Genomic DNA, 16,606 nt, shown 5'->3' on the forward strand with positions numbered 1-16,606 from the left:
GCCTGCCGGGCGCGAAACCTGGCCGTCGCGGCGCTCCGAGCGATTGCCGTGTCCTGCCGAAGCTGAACGCTCGCCACGCTCGGGGGCATCGGCTGAAACGCGGCCGCGCCCACCACGACCGCCACGGCCACCAGCTGTGGGGGCTGCGCCGGAACGGACGGCGCGCTTGCGCTGGGCGTTGGCGCCAGTTGAGGATCCACCACCCTGAGCAGGCTGCTTTGCTGCGAGCAATGCTGCGCGGGTGCGGGGATCAATCTTGTCGGCAACATCGCCCACCAGCGTGGCAATGACCGGTGAATTGGCGGTGACGCGCTCAAAGTTCACGTCAACGCCGGCGGCACGCATGAGCTTCTTCACGTCGCTTTGCTGTTCGGGCAGCGTCAAGGTGACAACGACGCCGTCGGACCCTGCACGTGCGGTGCGGCCTGAACGGTGCAGGTATGCCTTGTGCTCTGTGGGCGGGTCCACGTGGATGACCAGTTCGATGTCGTCAACGTGCACGCCGCGGGCGGCGACGTCGGTGGCAACCAGGACGCGGACGCCACCGGTGGAGAACTCGGCCAGGTTCCGGTCGCGGGCGTTCTGCGACAGGTTTCCGTGGAGATCGACGGCGGGGATGCCGGCGTCGGTCAGGGTCTTGGCCAGCTTGCGGGCGTGGTGCTTGGTACGCATGAACAGGATGCGGCGGCCTTCGCCCGAGGCCAGCTCGACGATGACCTGCTTCTTCACGGTCTGGTCGTTGACCACCAGGACGTGGTGTTCCATGGTGGACACTGCAGCCTTGGCCTCATCCACCGAGTGGGTGAGCTGGTTGGAGAGGTAGCGCTGGACAATCTTGTCCACGCCGTTGTCCAAGGTGGCGGAGAACAGCATGCGCTGCCCCTGCGTGGGGGTGGTGTCGAGCAGGCGCTTGACGACGGGCAGGAAGCCGAGGTCGGCCATGTGGTCGGCCTCGTCCAGGACCGTGATCTCAACGCTTTCCAGCGACACGATGCGCTGCTTCATGAGGTCTTCAAGGCGGCCGGGGCAGGCGATGACAATGTCGACGCCGGCGCGCAGGGCCTTTTCCTGGCGAGCCTGTGAAACGCCGCCGTAAATGACTGTGGTGTTCAGGCCCATGGCCTTGGCGAGCGGCTCAATGGTGTTGTTCAGCTGGGTTGCAAGCTCGCGCGTCGGCGCCAGCACCAGGCCCATGGGGCGGCCGGGCTTGCGGAAGTAGGGAGCTTCGCGCTCGGCCAGGCGGGCCACGAGCGGAATGGCGAAGGCAATGGTCTTGCCTGATCCTGTGCGGCCGCGGCCCAACACGTCACGGCCTGCCAGCGTGTCCGGCAAGGTCTTGACCTGAATGGGGAATGCTTCCTCAATGCCCTGAGCGGCGAGTGAAGCAACGATTTCCTTGGGCGCACCAAGGGCAGCAAAAGTTGTCATGTAAAGAGAGAATCTTTCGTAAGGCGGTTCAACGTCCCACGAGCAGTTTTGACCGCGGGTTCGCCGATTCAATGCCAGAGCGAGTCAACCGCGAGTTGCTATGAAGCAAATTCGTTGCGGGACAAGATGCATGCGTTCATCGACGCAGAATGCGCGATACGCACATTAAGTATTTCCATACTAGCAGCGGCACGACGCCGGACACTCACCTTAGTGCCGCATCTCACCTTGCTACCCCCGCACCCTCAGTTCATATCGCAGCTGATGCGGGTGCCGGCGCGTGTCACCCGCATCAGCTGCAGTATGAATGGGCGGGAGCCTGAAATTCGGCACCTCGGCTGCCCGGAAATCCCCGGTACCCTTAAAGGGATGAGTGAAATCCAAGCTTCCGGCCCTGAATCCCCCGCCACCACAGCCAACGAGCAGCCCACGCAGACCTCCGAGCAGCACGGCGATCAAGGAGTTGCACAAAAGGCTCCGCGCACACAGGACGGAACGCCGCGGCCTGTTACTCCCGGCAGCCAGGCCGCCGAAGGGACGTACCGTACGCAGCCTGTGTCATTTGTGCGCCGCGGCACCCGGTTGCAGGGCCGCCGGCAGAAGGCTTGGGACGATCACTCTGCATACTTGGCGGTGGACGTTCCCCGCCATATTTCGGACACGTCCGTGCACCCGGAATTCGTTTTCGACGCAGCCGCAGAGTTTGGCCGCACTGCACCGTTGATCGTGGAAATCGGATCCGGCTTGGGTGATGCAGTGGTTCATTCCGCGCAGGAGAATCCGGACAAGGATTTTCTCGCAGTCGAGGTTTACACTCCCGGCCTGGCCCAGACCATCCAGAAAATCGTGGCCAACGAGCTGACGAATGTGCGCGTGGTGCAGGCTAATGCCCCCGAAGTGTTGAGCACCATGCTCCCGGCCGGATCCGTCGCTGAAGTGTGGGTCTTCTTCCCCGATCCGTGGCACAAGAGCAAGCACAACAAGCGCCGCATGGTGAAGGACTCCTTCGCTCCGCTGGTGGCCCGTGCCCTGGCACCTGGCGGCGTCTGGCGCCTGGCCACTGACTGGTCCGCCTACGCCGAGCAGATGCTTGAGGTGGGCATGAATGCGGAAGATTTCACCAACGTGCACGCCGGCGAACGCACAGGTTCGGCGAGCCCTCTCACCGAGGCGCGGCGCTGCGGGGTGGACTGCGAACAAAGCGATGAGCCCGATGAGGCGGGCGGCTGGGCCCCGCGTTTTGACGGCCGCGTTCTGACCAGTTTCGAGAACAAGGCGCACAAGGCTGGCCGCGTCATCTTCGACTTGTCCTTCCGCCGGAACTAGCGCACCACACATGGATGGGCCTTGCCATCTCGCGCACTTTTGTGATGCATAGCAGAAGTGGTCAGGCCACACAACGGCCTCGTCAAAAAAGGCTGACTAAAAGTAATATTCGAGTGGCTTTTCAGCCCCCCAAACTAAAAAGTCGCATAATCTAGGCAAGTAATAGAGGGGAAATACAGCAGGTAACTGTTGACTAATCCAGCGTCCCTAGAATTGGTATCACCCAGCCCATAGGGTGGTGGCATGAGTGCTGAACCTTTTGTCGCCGGGGTCGATGGACCTGCGTCGGACGCAATGTTGAAGCTCGGTCGTTTCTTTACGAAATGGGACGAGACCGATGACTCCCGAGCGGTTTTCCGCGAGGGTGGCCGGGCAGGCGATATTTTTTATCGCGACCGGTGGAGCCATGACAAGGTGGTGCGTTCCACGCACGGCGTGAACTGCACCGGTTCATGCTCGTGGAAGGTCTACGTCAAGGACGGCATCATCACGTGGGAGTCGCAGCAGACCGACTACCCCTCGGTGGGTCCCGACAGCCCCGAATATGAGCCCCGCGGCTGCCCCCGCGGCGCCGCCTTCTCCTGGTACACCTACTCCCCCACACGGGTCCGTTTCCCGTATGCCCGCGGCGTCCTGGTCGACATGTACCGTGAGGCCAAGTCCCGCCTGAAGGACCCGGTGCTGGCCTTTGCCGAGGTTGCCGGCGATCCGGAGAAACGCCAGCGCTACCAGAATGCACGCGGCAAGGGCGGTTTGGTTCGCACTTCGTGGGCCGAGGCACTGGAAATCGCTGCCGCCGCGCATGTGAACACGATCAAGAACTACGGCCCGGACAGGGTCTCCGGCTTCTCCCCGATCCCGGCCATGTCCATGGTCAGCCACACCATCGGCACCCGCTTTGTGCAGCTCATCGGTGGCGTCATGACGTCCTTCTATGACTGGTACGCCGACCTTCCCGTGGCCAGCCCGCAAGTCTTCGGAGACCAGACGGACGTGCCCGAATCTGGTGACTGGTGGGATGCCACCTACTTGATGATGTGGGGCTCCAACGTCCCCGTCACCCGCACCCCCGACGCGCACTGGATGACCGAGGTCCGCTACCGCGGCACGAAGGTCATCGCCATCAGCCCGGACTACGCCGACAACACGAAGTTCGCCGACGAATGGCTGCCCGCCCAGGCCGGCACCGACGCCGCCCTTGCCATGGGCATGGGGCACGTGACGCTGAAGGAATTCTTCGTGGACCGTCAGGTCCCGTTCTTCCAGAGCTATGTGCGCCAGTTCACCGACCTTCCCTTCCTTGTGCGCTTGGAGAAGAACGACGACGGGACGTACAACGCCGGGAAATTCCTCACCGCAGCCTTCGTCCCCGGCAATGAGCTCGAAGAAGACGCCGCGTTCAAGACGATGCTCTTCGACAAGGTCTCCGGGGCGGCCATCATCCCCAACGGAACCCTGGGGCACCGCTATTCAAAGACCGGCGAGGGCAAGTGGAACCTTGACCTGACGGGCATCGAACCGGCCTTGAGCTTGGACGAAGTCTCCACCGAGTCGGCGGAAATCCTGCTGCCGTGCTTCGAGGATCCCACCGGGACCGGTTCCATTTTGCGTCGCGGAGTGCCCACCACAGTGGTGGGTGGCCACGTGGTCACCACCGTGTACGACCTCATGCTGGCCCAGTACGGTGTGGGCCGCCCCGGTCTCCCCGGCGACTGGGCCAAGGACTACAACGACACGTCCACCCCTTACACTCCGGCGTGGCAGGAGGAGATCACTTCCGTCCCCGCCCAGGCCTGCATCCGTGTGGCCCGCGAATTCGCCCGCAATGCCGAGCAGTCCAAGGGCCGTTCCATGATCATCATGGGTGCCGGCATCTGCCAGTGGTTCCATGGCGACACCACCTACCGGGCCATTTTGTCCCTCGTCATGCTGACAGGATGCATGGGCCGCAACGGCGGCGGCTGGGCCCACTACGTGGGTCAGGAAAAGACGCGCCCGCTCACCGGTTGGGTGTCGCTGGCCAACGCACTGGACTGGTCACGTCCGCCGCGGACCATGATCGGCACCGGCTACTGGTACATGCACACCGACCAGTGGCGCCAGGACGGGTACTCGGCGGATGCGCTGAAGTCCCCCCTGTCCACGGGCAGCCTTGACGGCATGCACACAGCCGATGCCCTGGCACAGTCCGCCCGCCTTGGCTGGATGCCGTTCTACCCCTACTTCGACAAGAACCCGCTGGACATCGCCGACCAGGCGCAGGCAGCCGTTGCCGCCGGTGAGGCGCCGGATGAAAAAACGTGGGTGGCGCAGTCCCTGAAGAACCGCTCCCTGGATCTCGCCATCGAGGACATCGATGCCCCTGAGAACTGGCCGCGCACCTTGGTCCTGTGGCGCTCGAACCTGTTTGGCTCCTCCGCCAAGGGCAACGAGTACTTCCTGCGCAACCTGCTCGGCACCCACAACAACGTGATGGGCCAGGACAGCGAAGCCTCGCTTAAGCCGAAAACCGTCAAGTGGCATGAGAAGGGTCCGGAAGGAAAGCTGGACTTCCTGATGTCCGCGGACTTCCGCATGACCAGCACCACCTTGCTGTCCGACGTCGTGTTCCCCGCGGCGACCTGGTACGAGAAGCACGACCTCTCCTCCACGGACATGCACCCGTTTGTGCACGCGTTCACCCCTGCCATCGACCCACCATGGGAAACCAAGACCGACTTTGAGATGTTCCACCTGTTGGCTGAGGAACTCTCCCGCCAGTCCGTAAAGCACCTGGGCACCCGCAAGGACCTGGTGACCGTGCCGATGATCCACGACACCGTGGGCCAGATTGCCCAGCCCGGAGGCGTGGTCCGCGACTGGCGTGAAGACGGCATCGAAGGCGTGCCCGGGCAGAACATGCCCAACTTCACTGTGGTGGAGCGCGACTACACGGCGATCGCCCACAAGCTGGCCGCCGTCGGTCCCCTGGCGGACAAGCTCGGCTTCACCGTCAAGGACGTCAACTACAAGCTGGACAAGGCGCTGGACCACCTGGCCAAGGCGAACGGCGTCATGATGGGCGGCTTTGCCCATGGACGCCCGGCCATCGACACGGATGCGAAGATGGCCGAGGCCATCCTGACGTTCTCCGGCACCTGCAACGGCCAGCTGGCCGTCAGTGGCTTCAAGGAACTGGAGAAACGCACGGGCGTGAAGCTCGTGGACCTCGCCGAAGGAAGCGAAGAAAAGCACATTTCCTTCGCCATGACCCAGGCCGGTCCGGTTCCTGTCATCACGTCCCCGGAATGGTCGGGTTCGGAGACGGGCGGGCGGCGCTACTCACCGTTCACGCAGAATATCGAGCGGCTCAAGCCCTTCCACACGCTGACCGGGCGCATGCACTTCTTCCTGGACCACGACTGGATGATCGATATTGGCGAGGCGTTGCCGATCTACCGCCCGCCGCTGGACATGCAGCGCTTGTTTGGGGAACCGAAGTTCGGCCCCAATGGGGAGAAGGAGGTGGTGGTGCGCTACCTGACCCCGCACTCCAAGTGGTCCATCCACTCCGAGTACCAGGACAACCTGCTCATGCTCTCACTCTCCCGTGGTGGCCCCACCGTGTGGATGAGTCCGCAGGATGCCAAGTCCATCAAGGTCATGGACAACGACTGGGTGGAGGCAGTGAACATGAACGGCGTGTTCGTTGCCCGCGCCGTGGTCAGCCACCGCATGCCGGAAGGCGTGGTGTACGTCTACCACGCGCAGGAGCGCACCATTGATGTGCCCAAGTCGGAGGCCACCGGCCGCCGCGGCGGTATCCACAACTCCCTGACGCGCCTGCTGGTCAAGCCATCCCACCTGATTGGCGCCTACGGTCAGCTGACCTACGCGTTCAACTACCTCGGCCCAACAGGCAACCAGCGAGACAACGTTTCCACTATTCGTCGCCGTTCCCAGGAGGTGCAGTACTAATGCGTGTTATGGCTCAAATGGGCATGGTCATGAACTTGGACAAGTGCATTGGCTGCCACACGTGCTCTGTCACGTGCAAGCAGGCATGGACCAACCGAGCAGGCGTGGAATACGTCTGGTTCAACAATGTGGAGACCCGCCCCGGACAGGGCTACCCACGCCGCTACGAGGATCAGGAAAAGTGGAAGGGCGGCTGGGAGCTGAACAAGCGCGGCCGTCTCAAGCTGAAGGCCGGCGGGCGTGTGAAGAAGCTGTTCGGCCTCTTCGCCAACCCCATCCAGCCCGAGCTCAAGGACTACTACGAGCCCTGGACCTACGACTACAAGACCCTCGTTGACGCCCCGTTGGGCGATGACTTCCCGGTGGCCCGGCCCAAGTCCCTCATCACCGGCAAGGACACGAAGATCACGTGGAGCGCCAACTGGGACGACGACCTGGGCGGCACCGAGGAAATGGGCCATCTGGACCCGATCGTGGAGAAAGTGCGCCGCGAGTCCGAGGACAAGATCAAGTTTGAGTTCGAGCAGACGTTCATGTTCTACCTGCCGCGCATTTGCGAGCACTGCCTGAACCCCTCCTGCATGGCCTCATGCCCTTCCGGCGCCATTTACAAGCGCGTGGAGGACGGCATTGTCCTGGTTGACCAGGACCAGTGCCGCGGCTGGCGCCAGTGCATGACCGGCTGCCCGTACAAGAAGATCTACTTCAACCACAAGACCGGCAAGGCCGAGAAGTGTACGTTCTGCTACCCGCGCATCGAGGTGGGCCTGCCCACCGTTTGCTCGGAAACCTGTGTGGGCCGGCTCCGGTACTTGGGGCTTTTCCTGTACGACGCCGACGCCGTCACCGCAGCAGCCTCCGTCACCGACCCGCAACACCTGTACCAGGCACAGATGGATGTGCTGCTGGACCCCAACGATCCTGCCGTCATCAAGGCCGCCCGCGAACAAGGCATTCAGGAGGACTGGATCGATGCAGCCCAAAAGTCGCCTGTGTATGCGCTGACCAAGGTGTACAAGCTGGCCCTTCCGCTGCACCCGGAATACCGCACCATGCCCATGGTTTGGTATATCCCGCCGCTCTCGCCGGTCGTTGACCTGCTCCGCGAGCAGGGCCACGATGCGGAGGATTCGGATGTGCTGTTCGGCGCCATCGACGCTCTGCGCATTCCGGTGGAGTACCTGGCGGAGCTGTTTACCGCTGGGGACACCGAGCTGGTCACGGAGGTGCTGCGCAAGCTGGCAGCCATGCGTGCCTACATGCGCGGCATCTCGCTGGGCAATGATCCCGACGAATCCATTCCCGCCTCGGTGGGCATGGATGGGGAAACCATGTATGAGATGTACCGGCTCATGGCGATCGCCAAGTACGAGGAACGCTATGTGATTCCCAAGGCTCACGCCGAGCAGGCGCATGACCTGGAGGAAATGGGTTGTTCACTGGACTTCGACGGCGGACCCGGCATGGGTGCCATGGGAGACTCCCCGTTCGGGGAAGCCAGCGGACGCCCCACGCCGGTTGCCGTGGAAACGTTCAACGCGCTGCGCGACCGTCAAACGTCCGACTCAGTAGCGGGGGCTGACACGCTGCGTGGTCGGGTGAACCTGCTCAACTGGGACGGCAATGGCGCCCCAGCTGGCCTGTTCCCACAGCACCACCCCACCGAACCGCCCCGCGAGGGTGACCGTGAGGATGCGCTGGAAGGTGGTGGCGGTTCATGAGCCGCAAGGACCAGGTGACATTCCTGGCTGCGGCTTGGTGCCTGTCCTACCCGGATGAACTGCTGCTTGACCGGGTGCCGCTCATGCGGGCGGCCCTCGGCGAGTTCCCCGGGGCCCTGGCCCCGTTCGCAACAGTGCTTGATTCCTTCGAACACAAGGATCTGATGGCGTTGCAGAGCCAGTACGTCGAAGAATTCGACCTCGGCAAGCGCCATGCCCTGCACCTGTCCTACTGGACGGACGGGGACACCCGTCGCCGCGGCGAGGTGCTGGGTGCCTTCAAGAAGGTGTACCGCGGTTCCGACACGCTCGTGAACACACGCGGAGAATTGCCTGATTTCCTGCCCATGGTACTGGAGTACGCAGCAACCGTTGACATGGCAACAGGCAAGGAATTGTTGCAGCAGTATCGGCCCAGCCTTGAACTCATCAAGTTTGGGCTGCTGCGTGACAACTTGGCACACACGGAGATCGTGCAAGCCGTTTGCAACACTCTGCCCGGGGCCTCCCCGGCAGATGAACAAGCCGTCATGCGGATGGCAGGCTTCGGTCCACCCACCGAATCCGTTGGCCTCGACCCTTACGACCCGCGACTGCTGCCCATGAAAGGGGCATGAGTAATGGACATCTTTTTGTGGGGTGTGCTGCCGTACATCATGGTTGTCATCCTGGTTGGCGGCTCCATCTGGCGCTACAAGTACGATCAGTTCGGCTGGACCACCCGCTCCTCCCAGCTCTACGAATCCAAACTGCTGCGCATTGGCTCCCCGATCTTCCACTTTGGACTGCTGGCAGTCATCGCCGGGCACTTCTTTGGCTTGGTGATCCCCAAGTCATGGACCGAAGCGGTGGGCATGAGCGAGAGCTTGTACCACTTCAATGCTTTGTTCGTCGGCTCGATTGCTGGAGTTGGCACCCTTGGCGGGATCATCATCCTCATCGTCCGCCGCCGCAAGACCGGGCCAGTTTTCATGGCCACCACCAAGAATGACAAGCTCATGTACGTGGTGCTGGTAGCTGCCATCGTATTTGGCCTGTGGACAACACTGGCCAGCGTGTTCTTCGACGAACACGGTGTCACTTACCGCGAGACAGTCTCCCCGTGGTTCCGCTCGCTGTTCATCTTCCAGCCGGATATTGCCTCGATGGCCGCTGCACCGTTCTCCTTCCATATCCACACCTTGGTGGGCATGTTGCTGTTCATCGTCTGGCCCTTCACCCGACTGGTCCACGCCTTCACGGCACCCCTGCACTACCTGTTCCGCCCCTACATTGTGTACCGCACGCGGGACAAGGGCGCCAGCGTGGCAAACCGCCACGGCTGGTCCGATGTGGGCACCCACGACAGAGACACCCAGCACCGATAGTCCCGGTACCGATCCCGGTACCAATCAACGTTTGTCCTATCGGATAAAAGCGATCTCCAGGAGAGACCATGGCACGAGAAACAGCGGCAACCGCGCCTCCCCTTCAAGCCGTTAAAGGCCAAGCAATGAACTTGGTCATGGCCACTGCAGCCTCTGTGGTGGCGTTCTGGGCATGGAACATCATTGCGACCTTGAGCACGCACTACGCCAAGAACATGGACCTGTCTGCAGGAACCATGGGAATCCTGGTGGCAATGCCCATCTTTGTAGGCTCGTTAGGCCGCATTGTGGTGGGCGCCATGACGGATAAATACGGTGGACGCGCCCTTTTCACGTTCGTTTTGCTGGCCACCATTCCAACAGTTCTTCTTGTCGCACTGGGTGGGGCGTTGAACTCCTTCGCTCTGGTCCTCATTGGCGGGTTCCTGCTGGGTGTTGCGGGCACGGTATTCGCCGTGGGCATTCCCTTCGTCAGTGCCTGGTACCCGCCGGCCAGACGCGGCTTCGCCACTGGCGTCTTTGGTGCAGGAATGGGTGGAACCGCCTTGGCTGCGTTCCTCAACCCACGCCTGGTGAAGTCCATTGGCTACGTGCCGACCCACCTGCTCGTTGCTGTCTTGCTGGCAGTCATGGCTGTCCTTGTCTGGTTCTTCATGAAGAACGCCCCCGATTGGAAGCCCAGCAAGGAGCCCGTGCTGCCCAAGCTCATGGACGCTTCAAAGCTGGCTGTCACATGGAAACTGTGCTTCCTATACGCGGTGGTCTTTGGCGGCTTCGTCTCCTTTGCGACATACCTGCCCACTTATCTGCGCGACGTCTACGAATTTGACCCCAGTTCAGCTGGCGCCCGGACAGCTGGCTTTGCTCTGGCTGCCGTGCTCGCCCGCCCCATTGGCGGCGTGCTGGCTGACAAAATGGGATCCAAGCCGGTGGTTATTGCGTCGCTGGCCGGCGTAGCTATTTTGGGCTTCTTTGTGGCTCTGGAACCGGCTGCTGACGTTGAAGCGGGCCCCATCTTCATTGGTCTGGCCGCAGCGCTTGGCCTAGGCACCGGTGGCGTGTTTGCGTGGGTGGGCAAACTGTCCCCGGAGGGCAAGATGGGCACCGTCGGCGGCATAGTCAGCGCCGCGGGCGGACTTGGCGGGTACTTCCCGCCACTGGTCATGGGTATGACGTACAACCCGGACGCTTCAAGCTACAAGTACGCCATTGGACTGTCTTTGCTGGTGGTGACGGCGGTCGTGGCATTACTGTTCACCCTCGTATTCGTCAAGACACCGGCGAAGGATCGCGTCGCTTCCAGAAGGTAATCCGCGTCCGTACACTTGAGGCTGCCCTTCCTTGTTGTTGAGGATGGGCAGCCTCTTTGGTGTCGAGGTAAACGTGCGTCCGCAATACTGCGTAAGATTGATAGATGTGGTTCGCAGTCCTGAGCCCTCCCCAACCGACAGGTGGAAAAGTTTCGTGACGCACTCCTCCGCTGCTTCCCGTTTGTTGACGCGAATCGCCGGATTCACCGATAACTCCATCGCTGCAGGCCGTGTCTACGCAGACCAGGGCCGTGTCAGCGACATTGTGCTTGAACCCGAAACGGGTCTGCTTTCCGGCACAGTGCAAGGCACCCAGGCATACAAGACCACCGCGAAGCTCGTCCGCGAGCACGACGGCGTCATCGCCTGCCGGGTGGGCATCTGCCACTGCCCGGTTCGGCAGAATTGCAAACACGTTGTGGCTTTGATTGCTGCCGCAGAAAATGACCAGGCGTTCACGGACTTCTTTGTTCCTGAGGAACAGCCGCGGGAACCAACCTTCCTTGAAACGTTGCTGGCCAAGGCCAAGGACAGCAAATCCGCAACCTCAGCCCCGGCAGCAGGCACCGCTGAAACAGCCACCGAATCTTGGGAGGCCGCACTCTCGGCCCTGCTGCCCCCAGCAGCTTCCACTCCCAGCCGCGACACCCCTGCATTGGCTCTCCAATTTGAACTTCATGTGCCCCCGCCACGTTTTTCCTACCGCGGCCGTGGCAGCACCGTTCCCTCAGAACCGATCTTGAATGTCCGCCCCGTCGTCATGGGCACACGCGGAAAGTGGGTCAAGTCTGGCGTCAGCTGGGCCACCCTCGGCTACCTGAGTTATGGCGGGGAGCACGACCCCAAACAGTTGGAATGGTTGAGCGAATTCGCTTCTTCCCACAGCCCCCGGCAGTATGTGCATGGAAATGCCGGAGCCTGGCTGTCGCTGAACAGCTTCGCTGGCCGCAACCTTTGGCAGCTGCTTGCCGGTGCGCACAAGAGCGGCATCGCCCTCGTGCAGTCCGGCAGCGGGGATCCTGTGCGCATCGCCGGGCATGAGGCAACACTGCAACTCGATGTCACGCAAGCTGAATCCGGGGGGCTGGAGGTTGGGCCGCTCATTGAGGTGGAGGAAGCCCCCATCAAAGGCGGGATCATCGGCAAGCTGGGCGACCCTGCCAGCGGACTGTTCTTCAGCGACGAAACCGAGCCCGGCAGCCACGGTGGGAGTACTTCCCCAGGCCGCAACGCCGTCGTGCGTGGAAATATCACCCTTGCCCCGTTGGCAGGGAATGCTTCGCCGCAATTGCTTGATTTTGCGTTACGCAGGGAAAACGTCCACATCCCGGAACAGGCCAGGGAGAAGTTCCTGACCCAGTTCTATCCCCAGCTCAAGCAGTCCGCGCCGGTGGTTTCTGCCGATCATTCCGTGGAACTGCCCGCCTATGTGGAACCCACGTTGTCACTTTTGGCGGCCTACGGTTCCGACCACACCGTCCGTCTGCACTGGGAATGGCACTATCCGGCGGGCAGCCGCGTCAACTCATTGCCGCTGTGGCCGGAACTGGGCGAAAACGCCGTCCGTGACACCGGTGCTGAGACGCGGCTCCTCGAGAGCGTCGGCAGGCCGTGGGAAGACATCACGGCCATGGGCGTGGCCGCCAACCATGCTTGGGGTGAACCATCACTTGCTGCGTCCGTTCAGCTGACCGGCTTGGACACGCTCACGTTGACCGAAACAGTGCTGCCGAGGTTGTCTGAGCTGCCCGGTGTCACGGTGGAAACTTCCGGTGACATTGCCAGCTATCGCGAGGTCACCGAAGCTCCCGTGGTGACAATCTCCACGAAGGCCACCGACGAGCGTGACTGGTTCGATCTGGGCATTGTGATCACCTTGGAAGGCCAGTACGTCTCCTTCGCTGCCGTGTTCTCCGCACTGGCGGCAGGGCAGTCGCGCATGTTGCTGCCCAGCGGCGCGTACTTCTCGTTGGACCGCCCCGAACTTCACCAGCTGCGCGCCTTGATTGAAGAAGCCCGCAGCCTCAATGACAACAAGGACGGCGAGCTGCGGATCAGCCGTTTCCAGGCCGGCTTGTGGGATGAGTTGGCCCAGTTGGGCATCGTTGACGAGCAGGCCCAGGCGTGGCGCAAAGCAGTTGCAGGGTTGCTCGACGGCGGCCCGCCCGAGCCGCTTCCCGCACCGGCAACTTTGAACGCGAAGCTACGCCCCTATCAGCTTGACGGCTTCAACTGGCTGCACTTTTTGTACACTTATGGGCTGGGTGGAGTCTTGGCGGATGACATGGGCTTGGGCAAGACAGTCCAGGCTCTGGCGTTGATGTGCCAGGTCAAGGCGGATGCCGAAGCCGGTGTACTGGACTCCAACGAACCCGGCGCAGTTGCAATACCAGGGTCCAATTCCGGGCGCCGGCCTTTCCTGGTGGTCGCACCCACGTCCGTGGTGGGCAACTGGGCCAGTGAAAGCATCAAGTTCGCACCGGGGCTGCGCGTTGTCACTGTTGGTGAAACCTTTGCAAAGAGTGGCATGGACTCCGCCTCATTCTTTGCCGGGGCTGACATTGTCATCACGTCCTACGCCCTGTTCCGCATCGACTTCGCGGAATATGGGATGCACCCCTTCGCCGGGCTCATCCTGGACGAGGCCCAGTTCGTCAAGAACCACCAGTCCAAGGCATACCAGTGCGCACGCAAACTCAACGCACCCTTCAAGCTTGCCGTGACAGGCACGCCCATGGAAAACAACCTCATGGAGTTGTGGGCACTGCTGTCCATCGTGGCTCCTGGCTTGTTCCCCAGCCCGAAGCGATTTGCGGAGTTTTACCAGCGTCCCATTGAGAAGAACGCTGACGCCGAACTGCTGACCAAGTTGCGCGCCCGGGTCAAGCCCTTGATGCTGCGACGCACCAAGGAAGCCGTCATTGCGGACTTGCCGGCCAAGCAGGAACAAATCCTGGAAGTGGAGCTTAATCCACGGCACCACAAGATCTACCAAACCCACTTGCAGCGTGAACGCGCTAAAATCCTGGGACTGCTGGAGGATGTGAACAAGAACCGCTTCACCATCTTCCAGTCTCTGACCCTGCTGCGCCAGCTCAGCCTCGACGTGACCCTTGTCGATGAGGGCCAGGCCGGTGTTCGCTCCTCAAAGCTGGATGTGTTGTTCGAACAGCTGGAGGACGTGGTCAGGGAAGGTCACCGCGCGTTGATCTTCAGCCAATTCACCGGTTTCCTGGGCAAGGTCCGGGACCGGCTCGTGGCCGAAGGAATCGACTTCACGTATCTGGATGGAGGCACCCGGAACAGGTCCGCCGTCGTGGATGAATTCAAGAACGGCACGGCACCGCTGTTCCTGATCAGCCTCAAGGCGGGTGGGTTCGGCTTGAACCTGACGGAGGCCGACTATGTGTTCATCCTTGACCCGTGGTGGAATCCAGCGTCCGAGGCGCAGGCCGTGGACCGCACGCACCGCATTGGGCAGAAGAAGAACGTCATGGTTTATCGCTTGGTCGCCAAGGACACCATCGAGGAAAAGGTCATGGCGCTCAAGGCCAAAAAGTCCCAGCTGTTCTCCGATGTCATGAGCGGGGATTCGCTGGCTGGCGGCGCATTGACGGCCATGGACCTGGCCGGCCTCTTCCGCGACTAGCGGGGCCGGCTGCCCGCTTACCGCTGGGGGCGCCAGATCACCACGGCTTGGCTGCGCGGGCGCGGACGCTGACCCCGGGCCAGGGCTACGATGTCGCCACCGGTGAGACCCGCCGCGAACACGCGGCTGTTGGCCCGCGGCGACCGTGTTGCCGCCTCGGACGATGCCGCTTCAAGGGCGGCACTCAGTTCCAGCACTTTGGCCCGCAGGGCATCCACCTGGTTTTCAAGCTCCATAATGCGGCGGATCCCTTCCAGGGACACGCCCTCCTGGGAGAGTCGCTGAACTTCGCGCAGCATGTCGACGTCGTGCTGGGAGTACCGCCGGGCCCGGCCAGGGGCCCGGCTGGGCTTCACAATGCCCAATCTGTCATATTGGCGCAGCGTTTGCGGGTGCATTTCGGCCAGCTCAGCCGCCACGGAGATCACAAATATGGGTGAGTATGGATCAATCTGCATCGTGATCTCCTTTCTAGACTGGACGCTACTGAGCGGTTGGTGGGCCCACAAGCGCGAGGGTCCCGACCCGAGCTTGCTAGGGTTGGGAGCGCTTGGGGACTACAGTTTGGCCTTGGTCGCCAACGTGGCGCGCGGATCGGCGTCAGCCGTAGCTGCCGCGAAGGCGCGGACGGCCTCTTCGGCTTCCTTGCTGAGCTTTTGCGGAACCGTCACGTCGATGGTGACCAACAGGTCGCCTTCACTCTTGGACGTTTTGACTCCGGCGCCCTTGACCCGCAGGGTGCGCCCTGATGGTGTCCCGGCGGGCACACGCACGCGCACCATGTCACCGGTCAGTGTGGGTACGCTGATGTCTGCACCCAAGGCAGCCTCGGCGAACGTCACGGGGACGTGGACTCGAATGTTGTTGCCGTCCCTGACAAAGAAGTCGTGCGGCTTGACGTGGACGGTGACATTCAAGTCACCGGGACCGGCAGCGCCGGATTGGCCCTTGCCTTTGACCCGAACCTTTTGGCCGTCCTTGATGCCTGCGGGTATGCGGACGTCGATGACTTCGCCGTTAGGTTCACGCAGACCGATCTTCGTGCCCTTGATTGAACCTGCAAAGGAGATGGTGGTGCTTGCCGTGCGGTCCGCACCCTTGGTCGGTTGGGGCTGGAAGCCGCCGAATCCACCGCCGCCAAACAGGTCGGCAAATTCGGGCGGAAGTCCGGAACCACCAAAGCCGGGATTGCCGCGTGGTGCACCGCGAGGTGCGCCCCGGCCGCCGCCGAACAGGTCGCCGAAGACGTCTTCAAAGCCGCCTCCGCCGTTGTGCCCGCTACCACCGGCGCTGAATCGGGCGCCGCCGCCCATGGCCCGGATGGCGTCGTACTGTTCGCGGTCCTCTTTGCTTGACAGCACGGAATACGCTTCGGAGACGTTCTTGAAAGTCTTTTCCGCTTTGGGGTCGCCGGAGTTCGTATCCGGGTGGTACTTACGTGCCAGTTTTCGGTATGCCTTTTTGATGTCGGCATCCGATGCATCTTTGGCCACACCGAGAATCTTGTAGAAGTCTTTTTCTACCCAGTCCTGACTTGCCAAGACGCCTCCTTTCTAAAAGTTGTGGGGTACTGCGGTTGGGCCCACGCGCCCGAGGGCCCCGGGGCTGAAAACGCGCCAGCGGATTCAGCCCCGGGAGCGCTTGGTGGGCCCCCAGTTCCGAGGGCCCCCGGGCGAGCTTGCGAGCCCGGGGAGGAGCTGGGGACTATTCGGGTACTGCCACGATTACCTGAGCGGCGCGCAGGATACGCTCACCGGACTTGTAGCCGTTGCGCAGCACCTGGCTGACGGTGTCAATTTCAACGTCGGCCGATGGCTGCTGGATGAGCGCCTCGTGCACGGTCGGGTC

General features: G+C 62.2%; 11 protein-coding genes. 7 read left to right on the forward strand and 4 right to left on the reverse strand.

Going from position 1 to position 16,606, the window contains the following annotated elements; genetic code table 11:
• Window positions 1-1,428: DEAD/DEAH box helicase (locus tag Q4P21_RS05715; RefSeq protein ID WP_303387847.1), on the reverse strand; the 1,428-nt coding region annotated here is incomplete at its 3' end.
• 369 nt (window positions 1,429-1,797) lie between these two features.
• Here Q4P21_RS05715 and trmB point away from each other — a divergent pair.
• From trmB to Q4P21_RS05750, 7 genes are all read left to right on the forward strand, one after another.
• Window positions 1,798-2,754, forward strand: coding sequence for a tRNA (guanosine(46)-N7)-methyltransferase TrmB (trmB, locus tag Q4P21_RS05720; RefSeq protein ID WP_303387848.1), 957 nt, complete (start codon window positions 1,798-1,800; stop codon window positions 2,752-2,754).
• 243 nt (window positions 2,755-2,997) lie between these two features.
• Window positions 2,998-6,711, forward strand: a complete 3,714-nt coding sequence (locus tag Q4P21_RS05725) for a nitrate reductase subunit alpha (protein WP_303387849.1) — start codon at window positions 2,998-3,000, stop codon at window positions 6,709-6,711.
• Window positions 6,711-8,432, forward strand: coding sequence for a nitrate reductase subunit beta (gene narH / locus Q4P21_RS05730; protein WP_207345772.1), 1,722 nt, complete (start codon window positions 6,711-6,713; stop codon window positions 8,430-8,432). The genes Q4P21_RS05725 and narH overlap by 1 nt, the downstream gene beginning before the upstream one ends.
• A complete protein-coding gene (gene narJ, locus Q4P21_RS05735; RefSeq protein WP_303387850.1) occupies window positions 8,429-9,049 on the forward strand; it encodes a nitrate reductase molybdenum cofactor assembly chaperone in 621 nt (206 codons plus the stop codon). Before narH ends, narJ begins: the two co-directional genes overlap by 4 nt.
• 3 nt (window positions 9,050-9,052) lie before the next feature.
• Complete coding sequence (narI, locus tag Q4P21_RS05740; RefSeq protein WP_303387851.1) at window positions 9,053-9,799, forward strand: respiratory nitrate reductase subunit gamma; 747 nt, start codon at window positions 9,053-9,055, stop codon at window positions 9,797-9,799.
• Window positions 9,800-9,867: 68 nt separating this feature from the next.
• Complete coding sequence (locus Q4P21_RS05745; RefSeq protein WP_303387852.1) at window positions 9,868-11,109, forward strand: NarK/NasA family nitrate transporter; 1,242 nt, start codon at window positions 9,868-9,870, stop codon at window positions 11,107-11,109.
• A 154-nt stretch (window positions 11,110-11,263) separates the two neighbouring features.
• Entirely contained in the window at window positions 11,264-14,758 is a 3,495-nt protein-coding gene (locus Q4P21_RS05750; protein ID WP_303387853.1) for a DEAD/DEAH box helicase, read from the forward strand.
• Between the two features lie 17 nt (window positions 14,759-14,775).
• Here Q4P21_RS05750 and Q4P21_RS05755 read toward each other — a convergent pair whose 3' ends face one another.
• From Q4P21_RS05755 to Q4P21_RS05765, 3 genes are all read right to left on the reverse strand, one after another.
• Entirely contained in the window at window positions 14,776-15,216 is a 441-nt protein-coding gene (locus Q4P21_RS05755; RefSeq protein ID WP_303387854.1) for a heat shock protein transcriptional repressor HspR, read from the reverse strand.
• 99 nt (window positions 15,217-15,315) lie between these two features.
• Window positions 15,316-16,299: a DnaJ C-terminal domain-containing protein gene (locus Q4P21_RS05760; RefSeq protein WP_303387855.1), complete on the reverse strand. Its 984-nt coding sequence runs from the start codon at window positions 16,297-16,299 to the stop codon at window positions 15,316-15,318.
• Window positions 16,300-16,462: 163 nt separating this feature from the next.
• On the reverse strand, window positions 16,463-16,606 hold a 144-nt coding region (locus tag Q4P21_RS05765), incomplete at its 5' end, for a nucleotide exchange factor GrpE (protein WP_303387856.1).

This window comes from Arthrobacter sp. (assembly GCF_030540645.1).
In the GTDB taxonomy this organism is placed as follows: domain Bacteria; phylum Actinomycetota; class Actinomycetes; order Actinomycetales; family Micrococcaceae; genus Specibacter.